Here is an 18,216-nt window from a genome sequence, read left to right as displayed (position 1 = left end):
CGCTTCCTTTGTACTCACCCTCTCGGGCTTTCCTCCGGGCGCTTCCCTTCGGTATTTCGTGTTCCCGACTCTATCAGACTCTTTCGTGTCCGATTTCCTCGGTGCCTTTCAGGTTCTCCCTCTCGGGTTTCCCTTTCCGGCGGCTCCGACTCTATCAGATCCTTTCGGGCCCGATTCCCGGTCTCCCCGGGCCAAGTCGGCTTGTCTTCACGGCGGTTGGGCCGTTCCGACGAGTGAGACATTAGCGGAATCCTGGCCCCCGACGCCAATCGGGGCGCGTTCTCGAACGCGGATTCCTCATTTCGCAAAAGCGCACGAAAAACGAGACGACTAGGTGTCGTTCATAAGAAGTGGTTGGTGCGGAATGGCTGTCCGGGGACCGACCGGGGTCGGCGCTCACGTCGGACAACTCGGAGAACACTACGTACCGGGGATGGCCGTGTCAACCCTCGGTCGGGGCTCCCCCAGGGGTGATCGGCGGCGGTCTGCGGGAGCGGTTCGAGGGAGCGGACGAGAGGTGGTCTGAGGGGGTCCGAGATGTGGTCCGAGGGCGGGGCGGCGGACCCGGGCGCCCCGCCCTCGTACTTTCGGCGGAGGCAGGCCTGGCGGGACGGCTGATCTCCTCGCGCTGCCCTGCGTCCTAGCTTGGCGAGTATGAGGTCTCTTCTTCGGATTGCCGTGGCCGCCGCGACCTTCCTCCTGGTGGGGATGGCTGTCGTGCCCGGGGCCGCGCACGCCGTGAACGGCGATGAGCGGATCGCCCAGATGCGGCTGCGGGTCGTCGACGTGGTCAACAAGGGCACCCTGAGCGAGATCCAGCGGCTCCGGAGCGCCACCAGCGGCGGCTTGTCCGAGGAGGTGGTCCGGCTGGAGGCGAAGTTGCACAGCGGGTTGCAGCTCGCGGCGGACCTGAGGTCGGTGCGGTCGCCCGGGGCTGTGCATGGTCGGGGTGCCGTGGCCGGCGCCGGGACAAGTGCTGCGCCGGGTGCTGCGACGGGGGGCGGGACAGCCCTTGCCCCGTCGAGCTCGGCGACGAGGGCGGCGGCGGGCGCTGTTGTGGCCGGCTCGGGTGGCGCCGCTCTCATGTCGACGTCGGTCTCGTCGGCCTCGGCGGTCTCGGTGGTTCCGTCGGTCGGGTCAGTCGGGTCCGCGGGCAGTTCGGCGGGCGACTCGACCAGCAGCTCGGCAAGTGACTCGGCAAGTGGCTCGGCAGATGGCTCGTCTTCCGGGCGTGGCCACGGTGGGGACAACGCGTTCGAGGCCGCGCGGGCCGCGCTCCCGGACACCCCCGTCGGGGTGCTGAGCCTGATCGCCGGGGGTGCGCTGGCGCTCGTCGGGGGCGGGATGGCCGCCGCCGTGGTGCGGCGGCCGTACAAGAAGGGCTAGCTGCGGGCCGGGTCAGCTGTTGCCGGAGGCCAGTTCGCGGCTGCGGTCGCGGGCGGCTTCGATTGCCGCGATCAGGGCGGCCCGTACACCGTGGTTCTCCAGCTCGCGGATGGCGCTGATGGTCGTGCCGGCCGGGGACATCACCGCCTCGCGGAGCTTCACCGGGTGCTCGCCGCTGTCGCGCAGCATCACGGCGGCGCCGATCGCGGACTGCACGATCAGGTCGTACGCCTGGGCGCGCGGCAGGCCGAGCAGGATGCCGGCGTCCGTCATGGCCTCGACCAGGTAGTAGAAGTAGGCCGGGCCCGAGCCGGAGAGGGCCGTTGCCGCGTCCTGCTGCGACTCCGGCACGCGCAGGGTCTTGCCCACGCCGCCGAAGATCTCCTCCGTATGGGCCAGGTGGTCCGGCGTGGCGTGGCTGCCGGCGCTGATCACCGACATGCCCTCGTCGACCAGGACGGGCGTGTTCGGCATGACGCGTACGACCGGGGTGCCGGCGGCCAGTCGGGCCTCGATGAACGAGCTCGGGATGCCGGCGGCGGCGCTGATCACCAGGCGGTCGTTGGTGAGGTGCGGGGCGAGTTCGTCCAGGAGCGTTCCCATGTCCTGGGGCTTCACCCCGAGGATCAGGGTGTCCGCGCGCTTGGCGGCCTCGGCGTTGGTGACGGCGTCCACGCCGTAGCGGCTGTGGAGTTCCGCGGCACGGTCGGGGCGGCGGGCGGTCACGAGGAGGTTGGCCGGGTGCCAGCCGGCCCGGATCATTCCGCTGAGGAGGGCCTCGCCGATCTTGCCGGTGCCGAGGACTGCGACGGTCTGGGTCATGGTCACCCTCCAGGTGGTGCGGCGTTCGTGACGTCATCCTCGCATCGGGGGCGGGTGGCCGAAGGGGGCGTCCGAAGGGCGGTACGGGGGCGCGGCCTTACGCGGTTACGGGGCTGATGGCCCGGTAGGTGGGCAGCCAGGCAGGTGCGGGTTCATGGGGTGCGGCGGGGCAGGGTGGCCGCGCCCAGGGCCAGGACCAGGATCGCCACCGCGGCCACGATGCCGGCGTCCCGCGCGAAGGCGGCCGTGGGATGGGAGTGGTGCAGGACCTGGGTCATCGCGTCGACCGCGTACGACATGGGCAGGACGTCGGAGATCCAGCGCAGCACCGGCTGCATCGTGTCGCGCGGGGTGAACAGGCCGCAGAGCAGGAGCTGGGGGAAGATCACCGCCGGCATGAACTGGACCGCCTGGAACTCCGATGCCGCGAACGCGGAGACGAACAGGCCGAGGGCCGTGCCGAGCAGCGCGTCGAGGAGGGCGACCAGGAGGAGCAGCCACGGGGAGCCGGTGACGTTCAGGTCGAGCAGCCAGAGGGCGATGCCCGTCGCGATGAGCGACTGGAGTACGGCGATCGCGCCGAAGGCGAGGGCGTAGCCCCCGATGAGGTCGCCTTTGGCCAGCGGCATGGCGAGGAGGCGTTCGAGGGTGCCGGAGGTGCGTTCGCGCAGGGTGGCGATGGAGGACACCAGGAACATCGTGATCAGCGGGAAGATGCCGAGCAGTGCGGCGCCGATGCTGTTGAACACGGCCGGGCTGCCGTCGAACACGTACCGGAGCAGGACGATCATCAGGGACGGGACGATCAGGAGCAGCGCGATCGTGCGGGGGTCGTGGCGCAGCTGACGGAGGACGCGGGCGGCGGTCGCGAGGGTGCGGGACGCGGTCATGGGGTTGCCTCGTCGGGGTGAGGGGGCGCCCGAGGGGGCGGCGGTCATCGGGCGGCCTCGTCCACGGAGTTGCCCGAGGGGGCGGCGGTCATCGGGCGGCCTCGTCCACGGAGTTGCCCGAGGGGGCGGCGGTCATCGGGCGGCCTCGTCCACCAGGTGCAGGAAGGCCTCTTCGACGGTTTCGGTGCCCGTACGGGTGCGCAAGGCGTCGGGGGTGTCCTCGGCGAGGAGTGTGCCCTCGCGGAGCAGGAGCAGGCGGTGGCAGCGCTCCGCTTCGTCCATGACGTGCTAGGACACCAGGAGGGTGGTTCCGCGCGTGGTGGCGATGGAGTGGAACAGGGCCCACAGGTCGCGGCGGAGTACGGGGTCGAGGCCGACGGTCGGTTCGTCCAGGACCAGCAGTTCAGGGCTGCCGAGCAGGGCGACGGCCAGCGAGACCCGGCTCAGCTGGCCGCCGGAGAGCCGGCCGGCCAGGTGGTCGGCGTGGCTGGTGAGGTCGACGTCCTCGATGGCTCGGGCGACGGCTTCGGCGCGGGCGGCGCGGGCTTCGGCGCGGGCTGGGCGGGCTCGGGCCGGATGAGCTCGGGCAGGTTGGGCTTCCGCGTGAAGTTCGCCGTGGGTGCGCGCGGGGTGGAGTACTGCTGCGAAGTAGTCCAGATTCTGACGCACCGTCAAGTCCTGGTAGATGGACGGGGCTTGGGTCACGTAACCGATGCGCCGACGTAGGGCGGGAGTGCCCGCGGGGGCGTCCAGGACCGTGAGCGTGCCGGTGGCTTTGGCCTGGGTGCCCACGATCGCCCGCATCAAGGTGGACTTTCCGCAGCCGGAGGGGCCGAGGAGACCGGTGATGCGGGCCCGCGGAACGGTGAAGTCCAGGCTCTGGAGGACTTTGCGGCTGCCTCGTACGACCGTGAGGGCGTTCGCCGTTACGGCGGGGCGGGGGCCGGCCGGCTGCTCGGGGGTGGTGCCGTTGCCCGGAAGGTGCGGGCCATAATTCACCATGCGATGAATAGTGCGCCCGGGCGGGTTTGGGCGTCAAGGACCGTCCGGGGGTCGACGTGGTCGTCGTGGCCGCCACGGCTGTCGTGGGCCGTCGTGATCGTCGCGGCTGTCATGGGCCGTCGTGGTCGTCGTGGCTGTCATGGGCCGTCGTTGCGGGCCAGGCGCAGGTGGACCACGTAGCTCTCCTCGATCGTGCCGTCGGGGAAGAGTTCGCTCAGTACGGCGTGCTCGCGGGTCATGAACTCCTGCGTCCGCTCCTCGCCGATGACCAGGAACGCGGAGTGGCTGCCGAGGTTCGCGAGGTGGGTGGCGAGGGGGACCTTGCGGGTGTGGGGGATGTTGCGTTCGGTGAAGTTCAGGCCGGGGATGTCGGTCCAGGGGTGGTCGCCTCGTTGGGTGGGCTCGGGGCGGTTGGGCTGACCCGGGCGGCCTGCATGGGTCGGCGGGTCCGTGTGGGCCGGCCGGTCCACTTGGAAGAAGGCGCGGATTCGGGCGTCCTGGTCCGCGAGCCACTGTGCGGAGTGGTCCGTGTGGTTCCACCACAGGGCGAGTGCGCCGCCCGGGCGCAGCACTCGGCGGGCTTCCCGGCCCGCCTTCGCCGGGTCGATCCAGTGCCAGGCCTGGGCGTACGTGATGAAGTCCGCGGATGCGGTGGCGAGGGGGAGGTGGTTGCCGTCGCCCCGTACCAGGGGGATGTCGGGGTTGTTCCTGCGGAACTCGGCGGCCATGCCGTCGCCGGGTTCCACCGCTGTGACCCTTGCGCCTCGGGCGTGCAGGAGGGTGCTGGCGATGCCGGTGCCGGCGCCGACGTCCGCGACGTGCGCGTTGCGCAGGGGGTGGGCTGCGAGTGCCTCGACGGCGTCGAGGAGGGCCGGGGGGTAGGAGGGGCGGTTGGCGGCGTATTGGGCTGCGGCGGCGTTGAAGGAGTGGGCGCGGGGTTGGGTCATGGGGGGGAGTTTGCCGTGCGGGGGGGTGGGGGTGGGGGTTTTCTCACCTGCCCGCCGGCCCGTTCCACCGCGCCGAGAGGTTCGGGGGCCTGTGGCCTGTGGCTGTGGCCTGTGGGGCACGTTGTCCGCTGTCGGCTGCCCGTTGAGGGCTGCCCCTTGACGGGTTCGGGTTCGGGGGCGGCGGTCATGTTTGGCCTCGGGCCGCAGGTGGGTGGGGGCGTGGTTGCCTACGGCCTCGGTGGGCCGGGGCGAGCGGATTCCTTCGCCCTGGGTCGGCGGGCCCTCCTTTCGGCTGCCGACCGTGCGTGGCTTGTCGCGCAGTTCCCCGCGCCCCTCTGTGGGCCCGGGGTTCACACGCCGGGCCTCGACCCCGCCGAGGACAAACCGCTCTCAACCGCCGACCGCGCATGGCCGCTCGCGCAGTCCCCCCGCGCCCCTGACCACACCACCACCAGCAGTGCCCGAATCCGACTCCGGGTGAGGTGGCCGCCCGCCTCCGGCCGGCCGCCGCATGTCGTGCTCACGTCCCAACCACCACCACCGGTCCCGCGGAGCCCAAAACCGACCCCAGCGTGAGGTGAGCGCCTCGGTCGGCTGCCGGGTGCCGGTGCCGGTGCCGGTGCTCGGGGATAATCGAGGTCATGACCGAGAACAAGGGCGAAAGCGACGCCGCGCGCGGGGGCAGCCCCGTCGGGCCCCAGCCCGAGGCCATCCGATTCTTCGGCACCACCTGGGTGGACCACGACGGGGGCTACGGGCTGCGCCGGGTGGGCGCGGGGATCGGGGCGCTCGTGGCCGCGGCGGCGGCGTGCTTCGTCCTGCGGTTCGCCTACGAGGGCTTGCAGCTCGCGAACACCGGCTCGTTCGTCAACGTGCTGGTGGTCGTGATGTTCGCGATCTGTAGCGCCATGGCCTTCCGCAAGACCTGGGAGGGCTTCTCGACCCGCCCCGCCGACCCGGACGCGGACCGCTCCCTCCAGGGCCTCAAGGCCATCGGCTTCATCGGCTCCCTGCTGGCCTACGCCGCCCGCACCTTCACCGAGGCTCCCGGCGAAGCCCTGCACCGCAAGGAATACGAAGCGGCCCTCGCCCAATGGACCCGCCGCAAGAACAACCCCGCGACGCGTAAGCGCCCCAAGCGGAAGTAGCTGCCGGAAGTAGTGCCGGATGTAGTCGGCGGTAGCAGCCAGCCGGAGTAGGTGAGGGCGCCCGGGTACGGCCGGGTCAGCCGCAGCGGGGGGCTACGTAACCGTCGCTGCCCGTCTTCACGTACGCGTCCGCGACGAACCGGCCGTTGCCGATGTTGTCCCAGATGTTCGACGTGCCATAGGGGCCCGTGACGCGCGTACCCGGGGTCTGGCAGTTCACCGGGACCGTCGCGCCCAGCGGCAGGACGTCCACGATCGAGTAGCCCGTGCCAGGGCCACTGCGTACGTTCAGTTCGCAGCCCGGGGCCACCGGGTAGCGGTGCACCGACCCCGACGCCGTCGTTTCGGCCGATTCTGCTGTCATGTCCAACTCCCCCATTGGCTTCACTCTGTGTGCAACACGCAGGCTAGCAAGCGCCATGGGGGCCCTTAAGGCCCATCGACTAGGCTCCGTCGGGCGTACGCGTAAACCGGACACATGGGGGTGGGCCATGGCGTCGCCGCGCAGTGCCGGGTTCGGGGCGCCGGGTGACGACGACCCGGAGTCCGTCGGGGCGTACCGGCTCGAAACCGTCATCGGCTCGGGCGGCATGGGGGTGGTGCATCTGGCCACGTCGCCGTCCGGCATGCGGCTCGCCGTCAAGGTCGTGCACGCCCAGCACGCCGCCGACCCGGAGTTCCGGGCCCGGTTCCGGCAGGAAGTCTCGGCGGCCCGACGGGTCAGCGGCGCGTTCACCGCCTCCGTCGTCGACGCCGACCCCGACGCCGAGCGGCCCTGGATGGCCACCCTGCACGTCCCCGGCCCCACCCTCGCCGAGCGGGTCAAGCAGGACGGACCCCTGAACGCCGTCGAGGTGCGCCGGCTCGGTGCCGGGCTCGCCGAGGCGTTGCGGGACATCCACCGGGCCGGGGTGGTGCACCGGGACCTCAAGCCGAGCAACGTCCTGCTCGCCGCCGACGGGCCCAAGGTCATCGACTTCGGGATCTCGCGGCCGTACGACAGCGATCTGCGCACCGAGACCGGCAAGCTCATCGGCACCCCGCCCTTCATGGCGCCCGAGCAGTTCCAGCGGCCCCGGGAGGTCGGGCCCGCCGCGGACGTGTTCGCCATGGGGGCCGTGCTCGTGCACGCCGCGACCGGGCGAGGGCCGTTCGACTCCGACTCCCCGTACGTCGTCGCCTATCAAGTCGTGCACAACGAGCCCGACTTGGACGGCGTGCCCGACGACCTCGTGCCCGTCCTGCGCGGCTGTCTCGCCAAGGATCCCGGGGAACGGCCCACCCCGGACCAGTTGATGTCGGCGCTGCGATCCGCCGCGTACGGCTCCGAGGCCCATATTCCTACCCAGCAGTTTCGCAACCCCGTGGGTGCCGTTGGACCCGCCGACGGCACCGGCGCCGACGGCGCCGTCCCCGTCGAAACCGGGAAGGGGGGCCGGCTCCGGGCCCGGTGGGGCGTGGGGGCCGCCGTCCTCGTCGGGGTCGTCGCGGTCGTCGGAGCCGGCGTCGTCGGGGTTCGGATGCTGCCCGACGGTACGGAGGCCGTGGCCGCTGCGCCCGAGCAGCACGAGGCCGCCCAATTCCGGCCCTGGAGTACCCAGTTGGAGGGGGCCGCCAAGGCGGTCGGCGGCGGGAACCGTACGGCCTTCTGCTCGGCGAAGGGCAGCGACGGCGCCCTGTACTGTTCCGCGCCCGGCGTCGCCCTGGCCCGGCTGGACGCCATCGGCGGGAAGGTCGAGTGGACCGTGGCGGGGGCGGGCGAACAGCCGCTCTCGGACGACTACGCACCCATCGTGTCCGGCGGCCGGGTGCTGGCCAGGGTTCCGGGCGGACCGTTGCGGGCCTACGACCCGGGGACCGGGAAGCCGGTCTGGTCCGCCGACGTATCGGGGTACGCGGGGGTACGCTCCACAGCCGGCGCGGTACTGCTCACCGCGGCGGACGGGCACGTCACCGCGCTCAACTCCGTTACGGGCAAGGAGATGTGGCGGAAAACACTGGGCGGCCCCCGGTCCCAGTGGATCGCGCCCGGTGGCACGGCGGCAGAGGCGGGACCGGAAGCGGGAACAGCGGCCGTCTACGTCGTGACGCCCTCCGGTGACGGCGGCTCCACCTCCATCGCCGCCGTCGATCCCGCCGACGGTTCGGTGCGGTGGCGGGCCGACGCGAAGGGGCGGCTGACGCCCGTCGCGGCCGATGGCGGAGCCGTGGTGCTGCTCGCCACCGACGCGAGCGGGTTCACCACGGCGGTCGTACGCCTCGACACGGCCACCCGCACCGCTCGCCGCACCACCCTCACCGCACCGCTCGACCAGGCGCAGGCCGGGGTCGACGGGGACGCGGTGTATCTGTTCGGGGCGGGTGGGGCGCTGGTCTCGGTCGACTCCGTGCGCGGTGACGAGACATGGCGGCTCGACACGGGGGTGGCCCGCGCCTCACGGCCGGTCGTCTCGCGCGGGCGGATCTTCCTGACCGGCGCCGACGGCCGGCTGCTCGCCTTCGACGCGGGCAAGGGTGTACTCGTCGGGCAGACCAACCCCCGTATGAGCGAAGGGCGTTACTCCTTCACGCCCGCCCTCCCCGCGCCGCTCGCCGTCGGGGGGCGGGTGTATGCCGCCTCCCCCGACGGGTCGGTGTTCGGGGTAGATCCCGAGGACATCGGGAGCTGGTGACGTCCCGTCGCCGGGTGCTGGTGACATCCCGTCGCCGAGTGCTGGTGACGTCCCGTCAGGCCAGGCCTGGGCAGACGGGACGGGATCTGACCTGGTCGGACCCGGCCAGGTCCCGTCAGGTCAGGTCAGGTCAGGTCAGGTCAGGTCAGGTCAGACGAGCCCAGGCCAAGTAAGACCAGGTCAGGTAAGACCAGGCCAGGTCCCTGTCGCGATGGCTTCAGCCGAGCTTCGAGACGTCCCTGACCGCGCCCCGGTCGGCGCTGGTCGCCATCGCCGCGTAGGCACGCAGCGCCGCGGACACCTTGCGCTCGCGGTCCTTCGGGGCGTACACCCCGTTCAGCGCCTCACGCCGGGTCGCCAACTCGGCGTCGGAGACCAGGAGTTCGATCGTACGGTTGGGGATGTCGATCCGGATGCGGTCGCCGTCCTCCACGAGCGCGATGGTGCCGCCGGACGCCGCCTCGGGCGAGGCGTGGCCGATGGACAGGCCCGAAGTGCCGCCGGAGAAGCGGCCGTCGGTGATCAGCGCACAGGTCTTGCCGAGGCCGCGGCCCTTGAGGAACGACGTCGGATACAGCATCTCCTGCATGCCGGGGCCGCCCTTGGGACCCTCGTAGCGGATCACGACGACGTCCCCGTGCGTGATCTCCTTCTTGAGGATCTTGTCGACGGCCTGCTCCTGCGACTCGCAGACGACGGCCGGGCCCTCGAAGGTCCAGATCGACTCGTCCACGCCGGCCGTCTTCACGACACAGCCGTCCTCGGCGAGGTTGCCGTGCAGGACCGCGAGGCCGCCGTCCTTGCTGTACGCGTGCGCCGCGTCGCGGATGCAGCCCTCGGCCGCGTCGGTGTCCAGGGTGTCCCAGCGCTCGGACTGCGAGAACGCGGTGGCCGAGCGGACGCAGCCGGGGGCCGCGTGCCACAGCTCGACCGCCTCGGCGGACGGGGAGCCGCCGCGCACGTCCCAGGCGTCCAGCCACTCCTTGATGGAGCGGGAGTGGACGGTGTGGACGTCCTCGTTGAGCAGGCCCGCGCGGTACAGCTCGCCGAGAATGGCGGGGATGCCGCCGGCCCGGTGCACGTCCTCCATGTAGTACGTACGGTTCTTGGCGACGTTCGGGGCGACCTTGGCCAGGCACGGGACGCGGCGGCTCACGGCGTCCATGTCGCTGAGCCCGTAGTCGAGTTCGGCCTCCTGGGCTGCGGCGAGCAGGTGCAGGATCGTGTTGGTCGAGCCGCCCATGGCGATGTCGAGCGCCATGGCGTTCTCGAACGCGGCGCGGGTCGCGATGGAGCGGGGCAGGACGGTGTGGTCGTCCTGCTCGTAGTGCCGCTTGGTGATCTCGACGACCGTGCGGGCCGCGTTCTCGTAGAGCGCGCGGCGGGCGGTGTGGGTCGCGAGGACCGAGCCGTTGCCGGGGAGGCTCAGGCCGATCGCCTCGGTCAGGCAGTTCATGGAGTTGGCCGTGAACATGCCGGAGCAGGAGCCGCAGGTGGGGCAGGCGTTCTCCTCGATGCGGAGGATGTCCGCGTCGGAGATCTTGTCGTTGACGGCGTCCGAGATCGCGTCGACGAGGTCGAGCGTGCGGACCGTGCCGTCCACCAGGGTCGCCTTGCCGGACTCCATCGGACCGCCGGAGACGAAGACGGTGGGGATGTTGAGGCGGAGCGCCGCCATCAGCATGCCGGGGGTGATCTTGTCGCAGTTGGAGATGCAGATCAGGGCGTCGGCGCAGTGGGCTTCGACCATGTACTCCACGCTGTCCGCGATGAGGTCGCGGGAGGGGAGGCTGTAGAGCATGCCGCCGTGGCCCATGGCGATGCCGTCGTCCACGGCGATGGTGTTGAACTCGCGCGGCACCGCGCCCGCGGCCAGGATCGCCTCGCTGACGATCCGGCCGACCGGGGCGAGGTGGGTGTGGCCCGGCACGAACTCGGTGAAGCTGTTCGCCACGGCGATGATCGGCTTGCCGATGTCCTCGCTCGCTACACCGGAGGCCCGCATAAGGGCGCGGGCGCCCGCCATGTTGCGGCCGTGGGTGACTGTGCGGGACCTCAGCTCGGGCATCGTCGCTCGTCTCCTAGGTATGGGTCTGCTCTGGTGCGAGCCTACGCCTGGCTCCAGGATCTGGACAGGCTGTCCGAATGGCGGGACACGGGGTTCGCCATGTGACCCGTCGGCCGGGTCTGCCCCCGGGGCTCGGGGTGGGCTGCCGGGGCGCTGCCCCGGCCCCCGGGACTCGGCCCCTCCCCGCCCTTCCCCAACCCTCCGGGGGTGGGAGAGGAGCTGCGGTGACGGAGTTGCGGAGATGAGTCGCGGTGACGGAATCGCGGATTCGCGTGCGGGTCGTGCGTGGCTGGTCGCGCGGTTCCCCCCGCTCCTAAAAGCCCCGGGTACAGGCGACCCCGGCCCGTCATGGGGGTTCCCCCTGGCCCTACGGGGTCCGGGGCGGAGCCCCCAGGTCAGGCTTCGGTCAGATAGCGCTGGAGGGTCGGCCCCACCAGGGTCACGATCTCGGCGGGCGGGGTCGACGCCAGGGGCTCCAGCTCCAGTACGTACCGCATGATCACGATCCCCATCATGTGCGACGCCGCCAGCTCCGCCCGGAGCCGGGGGTCGGGGACCGACAGCTCGGCCGCGACCCGCTCCAGGAGGCGCCGCAGCACCACCCCCCGCAGCACCTTCGCCGCCGCCTCGTGCGTGAGGGCCGAGCGGATCACGGCGAGCAGCGGCGTGCGGGTCGCCGGGTTCTCCCAGATCGCCAGGAAGTGGCGGGCCAGGCGTTCGCCGACTCCGTCGAGGGAGTCACCGAGGATCGCGGCCACCGTCAGCGCCGGTTCGAAGTCGACTTCGATGGCCGCCGCGAACACCGCCTCCTTCGTACCGAAGTAGTGGTGCACCAGCGCCGCGTCCACCCCCGCCGCCTTGGCGATCCCGCGCATGGACGTCTTGTCGTACCCCCGGCCGGAGAACTCCGTACGGGCCGCGGCGAGGATCCGTTCGCGGGTGCCCGGGCCGTCGTCCCCGGCCGAGCGCGGCGGGCGGCCGCGCCGGCGCGGGGAGGCCGGCCCCGCCCCCGTGCCGTTCGCCGCGTCCGTCATCGGCGGCGGGCCGGCGCGGACGCCAGGTGCAGCCGGGTGAAGGCGAGGGCCTCGGCCAGGTCGGCCTCTCGTTCGGCGGCGGACATGGCTCGGCGGGTGTTGACCTCGATGACGATGTGGCCGTCGAAGCCCGTCAGGGCGAGCCGCTCCAGGAGTTCGGCGCAGGGCTGGGTGCCGCGGCCCGGCACCAGGTGCTCGTCCTTCGCCGAGCCGCGCCCGTCCGCGAGGTGGACGTGGGCGAGCCGGTCGCCCATCCGGTCGACCATGGCCATCGCGTCGATGCGGGAGGTCGCCGCGTGCGACAGGTCGACGGTGAAGTTGCGGTAGTCGTCCTTCGTCACGTCCCAGTCGGGGGCGTACGCCAGCATCTCGCGGTCCCGGTAGCGCCACGGGTACATGTTCTCCACCGCGAATCTGACGTCCGTCTCGTCGGCCATCCGCCAGATCCCGTCGACGAAGTCGCGGGAGTACTGGCGCTGCCAGCGGAAGGGAGGGTGGACCACCACCGCGGAGGCGCCGAGCTTCTCCGCCGCCGACCGCGCCCGCTGGAGCTTCACCCAGGGGTCGGTGGACCAAACCCGCTGCGTGATCAGCAGACAGGGCGCGTGGACGGCCAGGATCGGCACCTGGTGGTGGTCGGAGAGCCGCCGCAGGGCTTCGATGTCCTGGCTCACGGGGTCGGTCCAGACCATGACCTCGACGCCGTCGTAGCCCAGGCGCGCGGCGATCTCGAAGGCCGTTGCCGTCGACTCCGGATAGACCGAGGCCGTGGACAGGGCGACCTTCGCATCCGGGATGCGCACCACTGGTTCTGCCACGCAGACAGCGTACGGGCCGTCACCGCCGGGAGGGGAGGCGGTCCGGCGACCCCGACGAACGTCACACTCGCCGGTAACTCCGGGCCCGCCCCGTACCGCCCCCGCCCCGCGCCGATCCGCCCTCAGCCCACCGGCAGGTGGTCGAGGTGGCGCAGGATGACGCCCTCGCGCAGCGCCCAGGGGCAGACCTCAAGCTCGTCGACCGCGAACAGGTCCATCGCGCCCTCCGCGACCAGCGCGCCGGCGAGCAGTTGCGGGGCCCGGCCCTCCGAGACGCCGGGCAGGGTGGTGCGCTGCTCGGCGGTCATCGCGGCGAGCTTGGGCACCCACTCCTCCAGTGACTTACGACTCAGGGTGCGCTGGACGTAGGCGCCCTCGCTGGACCGTGCGGCCCCCGCGATCCGCGCGAGCTGCTTGAACGTCTTGGAGGTGGCGACCACGTGGTCGGGGCGGCCGGACCGCGTGAACTCCCCGACCGTGCCCGCGATTTGGGCACGCACATGGCGGCGCAGCGCCCGTACGTCGGCCGGGTCCGGCGGGTCGCCCGGCAGCCAGCCCGCGGTCAGGCGGCCCGCGCCCAGCGGCAGCGAGACCGCCGCGTCCGGTTCCTCGTCGATGCCGTACGCCACTTCGAGGGAGCCGCCGCCGATGTCGAGCAGCAGCAGCTTCCCGGCCGACCAGCCGTACCAGCGGCGGGCCGCGAGGAAGGTGAGGCGGGCCTCCTCCTCGCCGGAGAGCACCGCGAGCTCGACGCCGGTCTCGTCGTGGACCCGGGCGATGACGTGCTCGACGTTGCTGGCCTCGCGCACCGCCGAGGTCGCGAAGGGAAGCAGTTCCTGGACGCCCTTGTCCTCGGCGGAGAGCAGCGCCGCGTTGATCGTGGCGACGAGCCGGTCGATGCCCTCCGGTCCGATCGCACCGTCCTCGTCGAGGAGTTCGGCCAGCCGCAGTTCGGCCTTGTGCGAGTGCGCGGGCAGCGGCGCGGCACCGGCGTGCGCGTCCACCACCAGCAGATGAACCGTGTTCGACCCCACATCGAGGACTCCGAGTCTCATGGACCGAACGCTACTGCGCGTCCGGACACCCCCTCGGACATACGCTTGAGGTGTGCCAAAGACGAAAAAGGCGAAGCCGGGCAAAGCCAATGCCCCGAAGAATCCCGCGAAGCCGTCGCAGGACGGGCGGAAGAAGGTCCAGGACGAGCAGGGGATCGACTTCCCGCGGGCCTGGGTCGAGTTCCCCGATCCCGCCGACGACGAGCAGGTCTTCCGCTGTGACCTGACGTGGCTCACCTCACGGTGGACCTGCATCTTCGGCAGCGGCTGTCAGGGCATCGAGGCGGGCCGGGCGGACGACGGCTGCTGCACGCTCGGCGCCCACTTCTCCGACAAGGACGACGAGAAGCGGGTGGCCGGGCACGTGGCGCGGCTCACTCCGGAGCTCTGGCAGTTCCACGACGTGGGGACGGAGTCGGGCTGGATCCAGACCGACGAGGACGGCGACCGCCAGACCCGCCGCTGGAACGGCTCGTGCATCTTCCAGAACCGGCCGGGCTTCGCGGGCGGCGCCGGCTGCTCGCTGCACATCCTGGCCCTCAAGGAGGGCAAGGAGCCACTGGAGACCAAGCCGGACGTCTGCTGGCAGCTGCCGGTGCGCCGCACGTACGACTGGATCGAGCGGCCCGACGACACCAAGGTGCTACAGATCTCGATCGGCGAGTACGACCGGCGCGGCTGGGGCCCCGGCGGCCACGACCTGCACTGGTGGTGCACCTCGGCGACCTCCGCGCACGGCGCGGGTGAGCCGGTGTACGTGACGTACAGGCCGGAGCTGACCGAGCTGATGGGCGCCGAGGCGTACGCCGTGCTCGTCGAGCAGTGTGAGGCACGGCTCGCCTCTCAGCTGCCACTCGTCGCCCCGCACCCGGCCGACCCGAAGCGGTAACTCCGGTATTCAGTACGGCAGTTGTCAGCCGCTCGGGGTCGAGGACGGCGGCGTCTGCGTAGGTGTGGGCGTTGCCGTCGGGGTGGGGCTCTGGCTGGGTGGGGTCGGCGTGGGTGTCGGCGTGGGGCTGCCCGGGCTCTGGGTGGGCGGGGTCGAGGCGGGCGCGCTGGATCCGCCGGGGCCCGGGTGCCCCGTGTTGCCCGGGTCGGGCGAGGACGGGGGCACGATCGGGGTGCCGTCGCCGCTGATGCGTACCGCGGCGCCGGACGGCGCCACCTCGACCCGGGCCGACCAGGCGTGGTGCGGCTCCTCGGCGTGGTCGACGCGGATGTACACGGTGACGCTCTCACCGGGCGCGAGGCGGCCCGCGCTCTGGCTGAAGGTGAGCCAGCGGGCCCGGCTGCGCAGCGACCAGTCGACGGGGGCGCCGCCGGTCGAGGTGAGCGTGAGGACGGTCGTGTCGCCCGCCGAACTCGCCGCGACCGCGAGCCGGGCCGCGCCCGCCGGGGCCGTCGTGGGGCTGATGACCTCGACCGACACGTCCGGGGCGCGGCTGCCCGCGGTGAAGCGGTTGTCGGGCTCGCTGCGGGCGTTGCCCGCGTTCTCGTAGCGGTCGTAGGGGTGGCCGGCGATCCCGCCCGGGTTGTCGGCCTCGCTCGCGGTGACCTTGGCGCCGCCGCCCTCGGGCTCGCCGGTCGCGGGGGCGCCGCGGTAGGCGGCCCACAGCGCGAAGACGGGGGCCGCCACGACCGTGGCGACGACGGTGGTGGTGACGGCCCTGGCGCGCAGCCGGTCACGCCGGGCCGCCCGGTCCTTGGGGTCCATCGGGAAGCCGGTGCGGTCGAAGCGCGGGGCACCGCCGCGCGCCCTCGGCACGTGCAGCATCGCGGCCTGCGCGGCGGCCCGCGGCGCCTCGGCCAGCGGCAGCGCGGCCGGCGTCACGGTCGAACCGGGCCAGGGATCGGCGGCGCCCGCGCGCTCGGCGGCGCGGCGGCAGCGGGGGCAGTCGTCGACGTGCCGGACCAGCTCGCGGCGCAGCGCCGCCGAGAGCAACACCTGGTGGTCGCCGGTGAGTTGGGCGACCGTGGGGCAGCCGCCCATCTCGACCACGGCGAGCGCGGCCCGGGTCCGCTCGACCTCGCAGGCACCCGCCGCGAGCAGTTCGCGCGCGGCCGGGTAGCTCAGGCCGAGCACCGAGGCGACCTCGCGGGTGCCGAGCTGGTGGCGGACCGCGAGTTCGAGCGCCTCGCGCTGCTCGGGCGTGGTGCCGGCGGCCTCCGGCCAGGCCAGCAGGGCGAGTTCGCGGTGGCGGCGCTCGTGCTCCTCCTCGGAGACCTCCACGGCGGGGGCCGGCTCGGGGGCCCGGCCGGTGTGGGCGCCCTGGCGGCCGCGCCTGCGCTCGGCGAGCTTGCGCAGACAGGCCCAGCGGGCCAGCGCGTACAGCCACGCCTTGCGCTCGGCCTCACCCGCGGGACAGCGCGCGTACTGGCGCTCGGAGACGGCGAGCAGGTCGCCGAGGGCCGCGGTCGCCTCGTCGTGGTCGCACAGGACGGACAGGCAATAGGTGAACAGGCCGTCGAGATACGCCTCGTACCGCGCGGGCGGCCGCTGGGCCAGCGTCCGGGGCGCACGGCGCTGCGCCCGGTGTGCGCCGGTGTTGTGCGCTGGTTGATCCAGTCTGCTGCTCGTCACGCGTGCGACCGTAGGGGCAGCATCAAGGGTTCTTCGTACCGGTTGAGCACATTTAATCCTTACGGGTGAACGTATCCCTCAAAAGGGGACAGGAATTGGGAATTCCACGGCATTCCATGGCAGAGCCATCACGCACTGTGCAAACGGGCGCAAGGGATCGGGGCGACGTGCGCCCGGCCGCATCCACCCGAACGGCGGGGCGCGGACGTCCGGGCCCCGCTCCCCGGTGACGCCCCCGCCCCCGGGGTCCGCCGAGCGGAAAGGGTCCGGGGGCGCCTGCCGGACGGGACTGTCAGTGGGCCCCTATACGGTGACCGCATGGCTGCCCGTACGAAATCCGCGAAGGACCGGCCGTCCTACCGCTGCACCGAATGCGGCTGGACCACCGCCAAATGGCTCGGCCGTTGCCCCGAGTGCCAGGCGTGGGGGACGGTCGAGGAGTACGGCGCGCCCGCGGTCCGCACCACGGCCGCGGGCCGGGTCTCCACGGCCGCGCTGCCCATCGGCGAGGTCGACGGGCGCCAGGCCACGGCCCGTTCCACGGGCGTCGACGAGCTGGACCGGGTGCTCGGCGGCGGCCTCGTGCCGGGCGCGGTGGTGCTGCTCGCGGGCGAGCCCGGGGTCGGCAAGTCCACGCTGCTCCTGGACGTGGCGGCCAAGGCGGCCAGTGACGAGCACCGCACGCTCTACATCACGGGCGAGGAGTCGGCGAGCCAGGTCAGGCTGCGTGCCGACCGCATCAAGGCCCTCAACGACCATCTGTACCTGGCGGCCGAGACCGACCTGTCCGCGGTGCTCGGCCACCTCGACGCGGTGAAGCCCTCCCTGCTCGTCCTCGACTCCGTCCAGACGGTCGCCTCGCCCGAGATCGACGGCGCCCCCGGCGGCATGGCCCAGGTCCGCGAGGTCGCGGGCGCGCTGATCCGCGCCTCCAAGGAACGCGGCATGTCGACGCTCCTGGTCGGCCACGTCACCAAGGACGGCGCGATCGCCGGCCCCCGCCTGCTGGAGCACCTGGTGGACGTGGTGCTCTCCTTCGAGGGCGACCGGCACGCGCGGCTGCGCCTCGTACGCGGCGTCAAGAACCGCTACGGGGCGACGGACGAGGTCGGCTGCTTCGAGCTGCACGACGAGGGCATCACCGGACTCGCCGACCCCAGCGGCCTGTTCCTCACCCGGCGTGATGTGGCGGTGCCCGGCACCTGTCTGACCGTCACCCTGGAGGGCCGCCGCCCGCTCGTCGCCGAGGTGCAGGCGCTCACCGTCGACTCGCAGATCCCCTCGCCCCGCCGCACCACCTCGGGCCTGGAGACCTCGCGCGTCTCGATGATGCTCGCGGTGCTGGAACAGCGGGGCCGCATCACGGCGCTCGGCAAGCGCGACATCTACAGTGCGACGGTCGGCGGGGTGAAGCTCTCCGAGCCCGCCGCCGACCTCGCGATCGCGCTCGCGCTCGCCTCCGCGGCCAGCGACACTCCGCTGCCCAAGAACCTCGTCGCGATCGGCGAAGTGGGGCTCGCGGGCGAGGTCAGAAGGGTCACCGGGGTGCAGCGCCGGCTCGCCGAGGCGCACCGGCTCGGCTTCACGCACGCCTTGGTGCCGACCGATCCGGGCAAGGTCCCGGCCGGTATGAAGGTCACGGAAGTCGCCGACATGGGTGACGCGCTGCGGGTGCTGCCGCGCGGGCGTCGCGCACAGGCCCCGCGGGAGGAGTAGCCGCGCCGGTAGACTTTGCCCTGGTCTCGCCCGTCCGTACGAGCAGTACGCAAGCAGCACGCGAGCAGTACGCGCCG

Annotated in this window: 14 protein-coding genes and 1 pseudogene; 5 read left to right on the top strand and 10 right to left on the bottom strand. The window is 72.3% G+C overall.

The genetic code is table 11. The annotated features are described in order from the left end of the window. Window positions 1–654 precede the first annotated feature (654 nt). Window positions 655–1,386: a hypothetical protein gene (locus ACFYNP_RS23235; RefSeq protein ID WP_388787763.1), complete on the top strand. Its 732-nt coding sequence runs from the start codon at window positions 655–657 to the stop codon at window positions 1,384–1,386. Window positions 1,387–1,398: 12 nt separating this feature from the next. Here ACFYNP_RS23235 and proC read toward each other — a convergent pair whose 3' ends face one another. The 4 genes and pseudogenes from proC to ACFYNP_RS23215 form a co-directional block, all read right to left on the bottom strand. After that, window positions 1,399–2,208, bottom strand: coding sequence for a pyrroline-5-carboxylate reductase (gene proC / locus ACFYNP_RS23230; RefSeq protein ID WP_388420338.1), 810 nt, complete (start codon window positions 2,206–2,208; stop codon window positions 1,399–1,401). A gap of 152 nt (window positions 2,209–2,360) precedes the next feature. Continuing rightward, entirely contained in the window at window positions 2,361–3,098 is a 738-nt protein-coding gene (locus tag ACFYNP_RS23225; RefSeq protein ID WP_388787760.1) for an ABC transporter permease, read from the bottom strand. Between the two features lie 132 nt (window positions 3,099–3,230). Next, window positions 3,231–4,100, bottom strand: a pseudogene (locus ACFYNP_RS23220) (ABC transporter ATP-binding protein). Between the two features lie 137 nt (window positions 4,101–4,237). Then, window positions 4,238–5,047: a class I SAM-dependent methyltransferase gene (locus ACFYNP_RS23215; RefSeq protein ID WP_388787757.1), complete on the bottom strand. Its 810-nt coding sequence runs from the start codon at window positions 5,045–5,047 to the stop codon at window positions 4,238–4,240. A gap of 641 nt (window positions 5,048–5,688) precedes the next feature. On the opposite strand from ACFYNP_RS23215, the gene ACFYNP_RS23210 reads away from it, so the two are divergent. Continuing rightward, the gene (locus ACFYNP_RS23210; RefSeq protein ID WP_388787755.1) at window positions 5,689–6,195 is read left to right on the top strand and encodes a hypothetical protein; all 507 of its coding nucleotides are present in this window, start codon (window positions 5,689–5,691) and stop codon (window positions 6,193–6,195) included. A gap of 76 nt (window positions 6,196–6,271) precedes the next feature. Here the strand turns inward: ACFYNP_RS23210 and ACFYNP_RS23205 are convergent, their stop codons facing one another. After that, window positions 6,272–6,559 (bottom strand): peptidase, encoded by a 288-nt coding sequence (locus ACFYNP_RS23205; protein ID WP_388787752.1) that lies wholly within the window; start codon window positions 6,557–6,559, stop codon window positions 6,272–6,274. A 127-nt stretch (window positions 6,560–6,686) separates the two neighbouring features. Between ACFYNP_RS23205 and ACFYNP_RS23200 the strand changes: the two genes are divergently transcribed. Next, complete coding sequence (locus tag ACFYNP_RS23200) at window positions 6,687–8,867, top strand: PQQ-binding-like beta-propeller repeat protein (protein WP_388787750.1); 2,181 nt, start codon at window positions 6,687–6,689, stop codon at window positions 8,865–8,867. A gap of 217 nt (window positions 8,868–9,084) precedes the next feature. Here the strand turns inward: ACFYNP_RS23200 and ilvD are convergent, their stop codons facing one another. From ilvD to ACFYNP_RS23180, 4 genes are all read right to left on the bottom strand, one after another. After that, window positions 9,085–10,935: a dihydroxy-acid dehydratase gene (gene ilvD, locus ACFYNP_RS23195; RefSeq protein WP_388420331.1), complete on the bottom strand. Its 1,851-nt coding sequence runs from the start codon at window positions 10,933–10,935 to the stop codon at window positions 9,085–9,087. 395 nt (window positions 10,936–11,330) lie between these two features. Then, a complete protein-coding gene (locus ACFYNP_RS23190; protein ID WP_388420330.1) occupies window positions 11,331–11,969 on the bottom strand; it encodes a TetR family transcriptional regulator in 639 nt (212 codons plus the stop codon). Then, on the bottom strand, window positions 11,966–12,787 hold the full coding sequence (locus ACFYNP_RS23185; protein WP_388787747.1) for a sugar phosphate isomerase/epimerase family protein: 822 nt from the start codon (window positions 12,785–12,787) through the stop codon (window positions 11,966–11,968). The genes ACFYNP_RS23190 and ACFYNP_RS23185 overlap by 4 nt, the downstream gene beginning before the upstream one ends. 122 nt (window positions 12,788–12,909) lie before the next feature. Beyond that, window positions 12,910–13,842: a Ppx/GppA family phosphatase gene (locus ACFYNP_RS23180; protein ID WP_388420329.1), complete on the bottom strand. Its 933-nt coding sequence runs from the start codon at window positions 13,840–13,842 to the stop codon at window positions 12,910–12,912. Between the two features lie 52 nt (window positions 13,843–13,894). Here ACFYNP_RS23180 and ACFYNP_RS23175 point away from each other — a divergent pair, with 52 nt between their 5' ends. Beyond that, on the top strand, window positions 13,895–14,731 hold the full coding sequence (locus ACFYNP_RS23175; protein WP_388420328.1) for a hypothetical protein: 837 nt from the start codon (window positions 13,895–13,897) through the stop codon (window positions 14,729–14,731). A gap of 24 nt (window positions 14,732–14,755) precedes the next feature. On the opposite strand, the gene ACFYNP_RS23170 is transcribed toward ACFYNP_RS23175, so the two are convergent. Next, window positions 14,756–16,423 (bottom strand): hypothetical protein, encoded by a 1,668-nt coding sequence (locus tag ACFYNP_RS23170; RefSeq protein ID WP_388787744.1) that lies wholly within the window; start codon window positions 16,421–16,423, stop codon window positions 14,756–14,758. A 318-nt stretch (window positions 16,424–16,741) separates the two neighbouring features. Between ACFYNP_RS23170 and radA the strand changes: the two genes are divergently transcribed. Then, a complete protein-coding gene (radA, locus tag ACFYNP_RS23165) occupies window positions 16,742–18,139 on the top strand; it encodes a DNA repair protein RadA (protein ID WP_363026489.1) in 1,398 nt (465 codons plus the stop codon). Window positions 18,140–18,216: the final 77 nt, after the last annotated feature.

The sequence above is a fragment of the Streptomyces sp. NPDC006691 genome, assembly GCF_042869955.1.
Lineage (GTDB): Bacteria > Actinomycetota > Actinomycetes > Streptomycetales > Streptomycetaceae > Streptomyces.
This window is presented reverse-complemented; position numbering and strand designations above follow the sequence as displayed.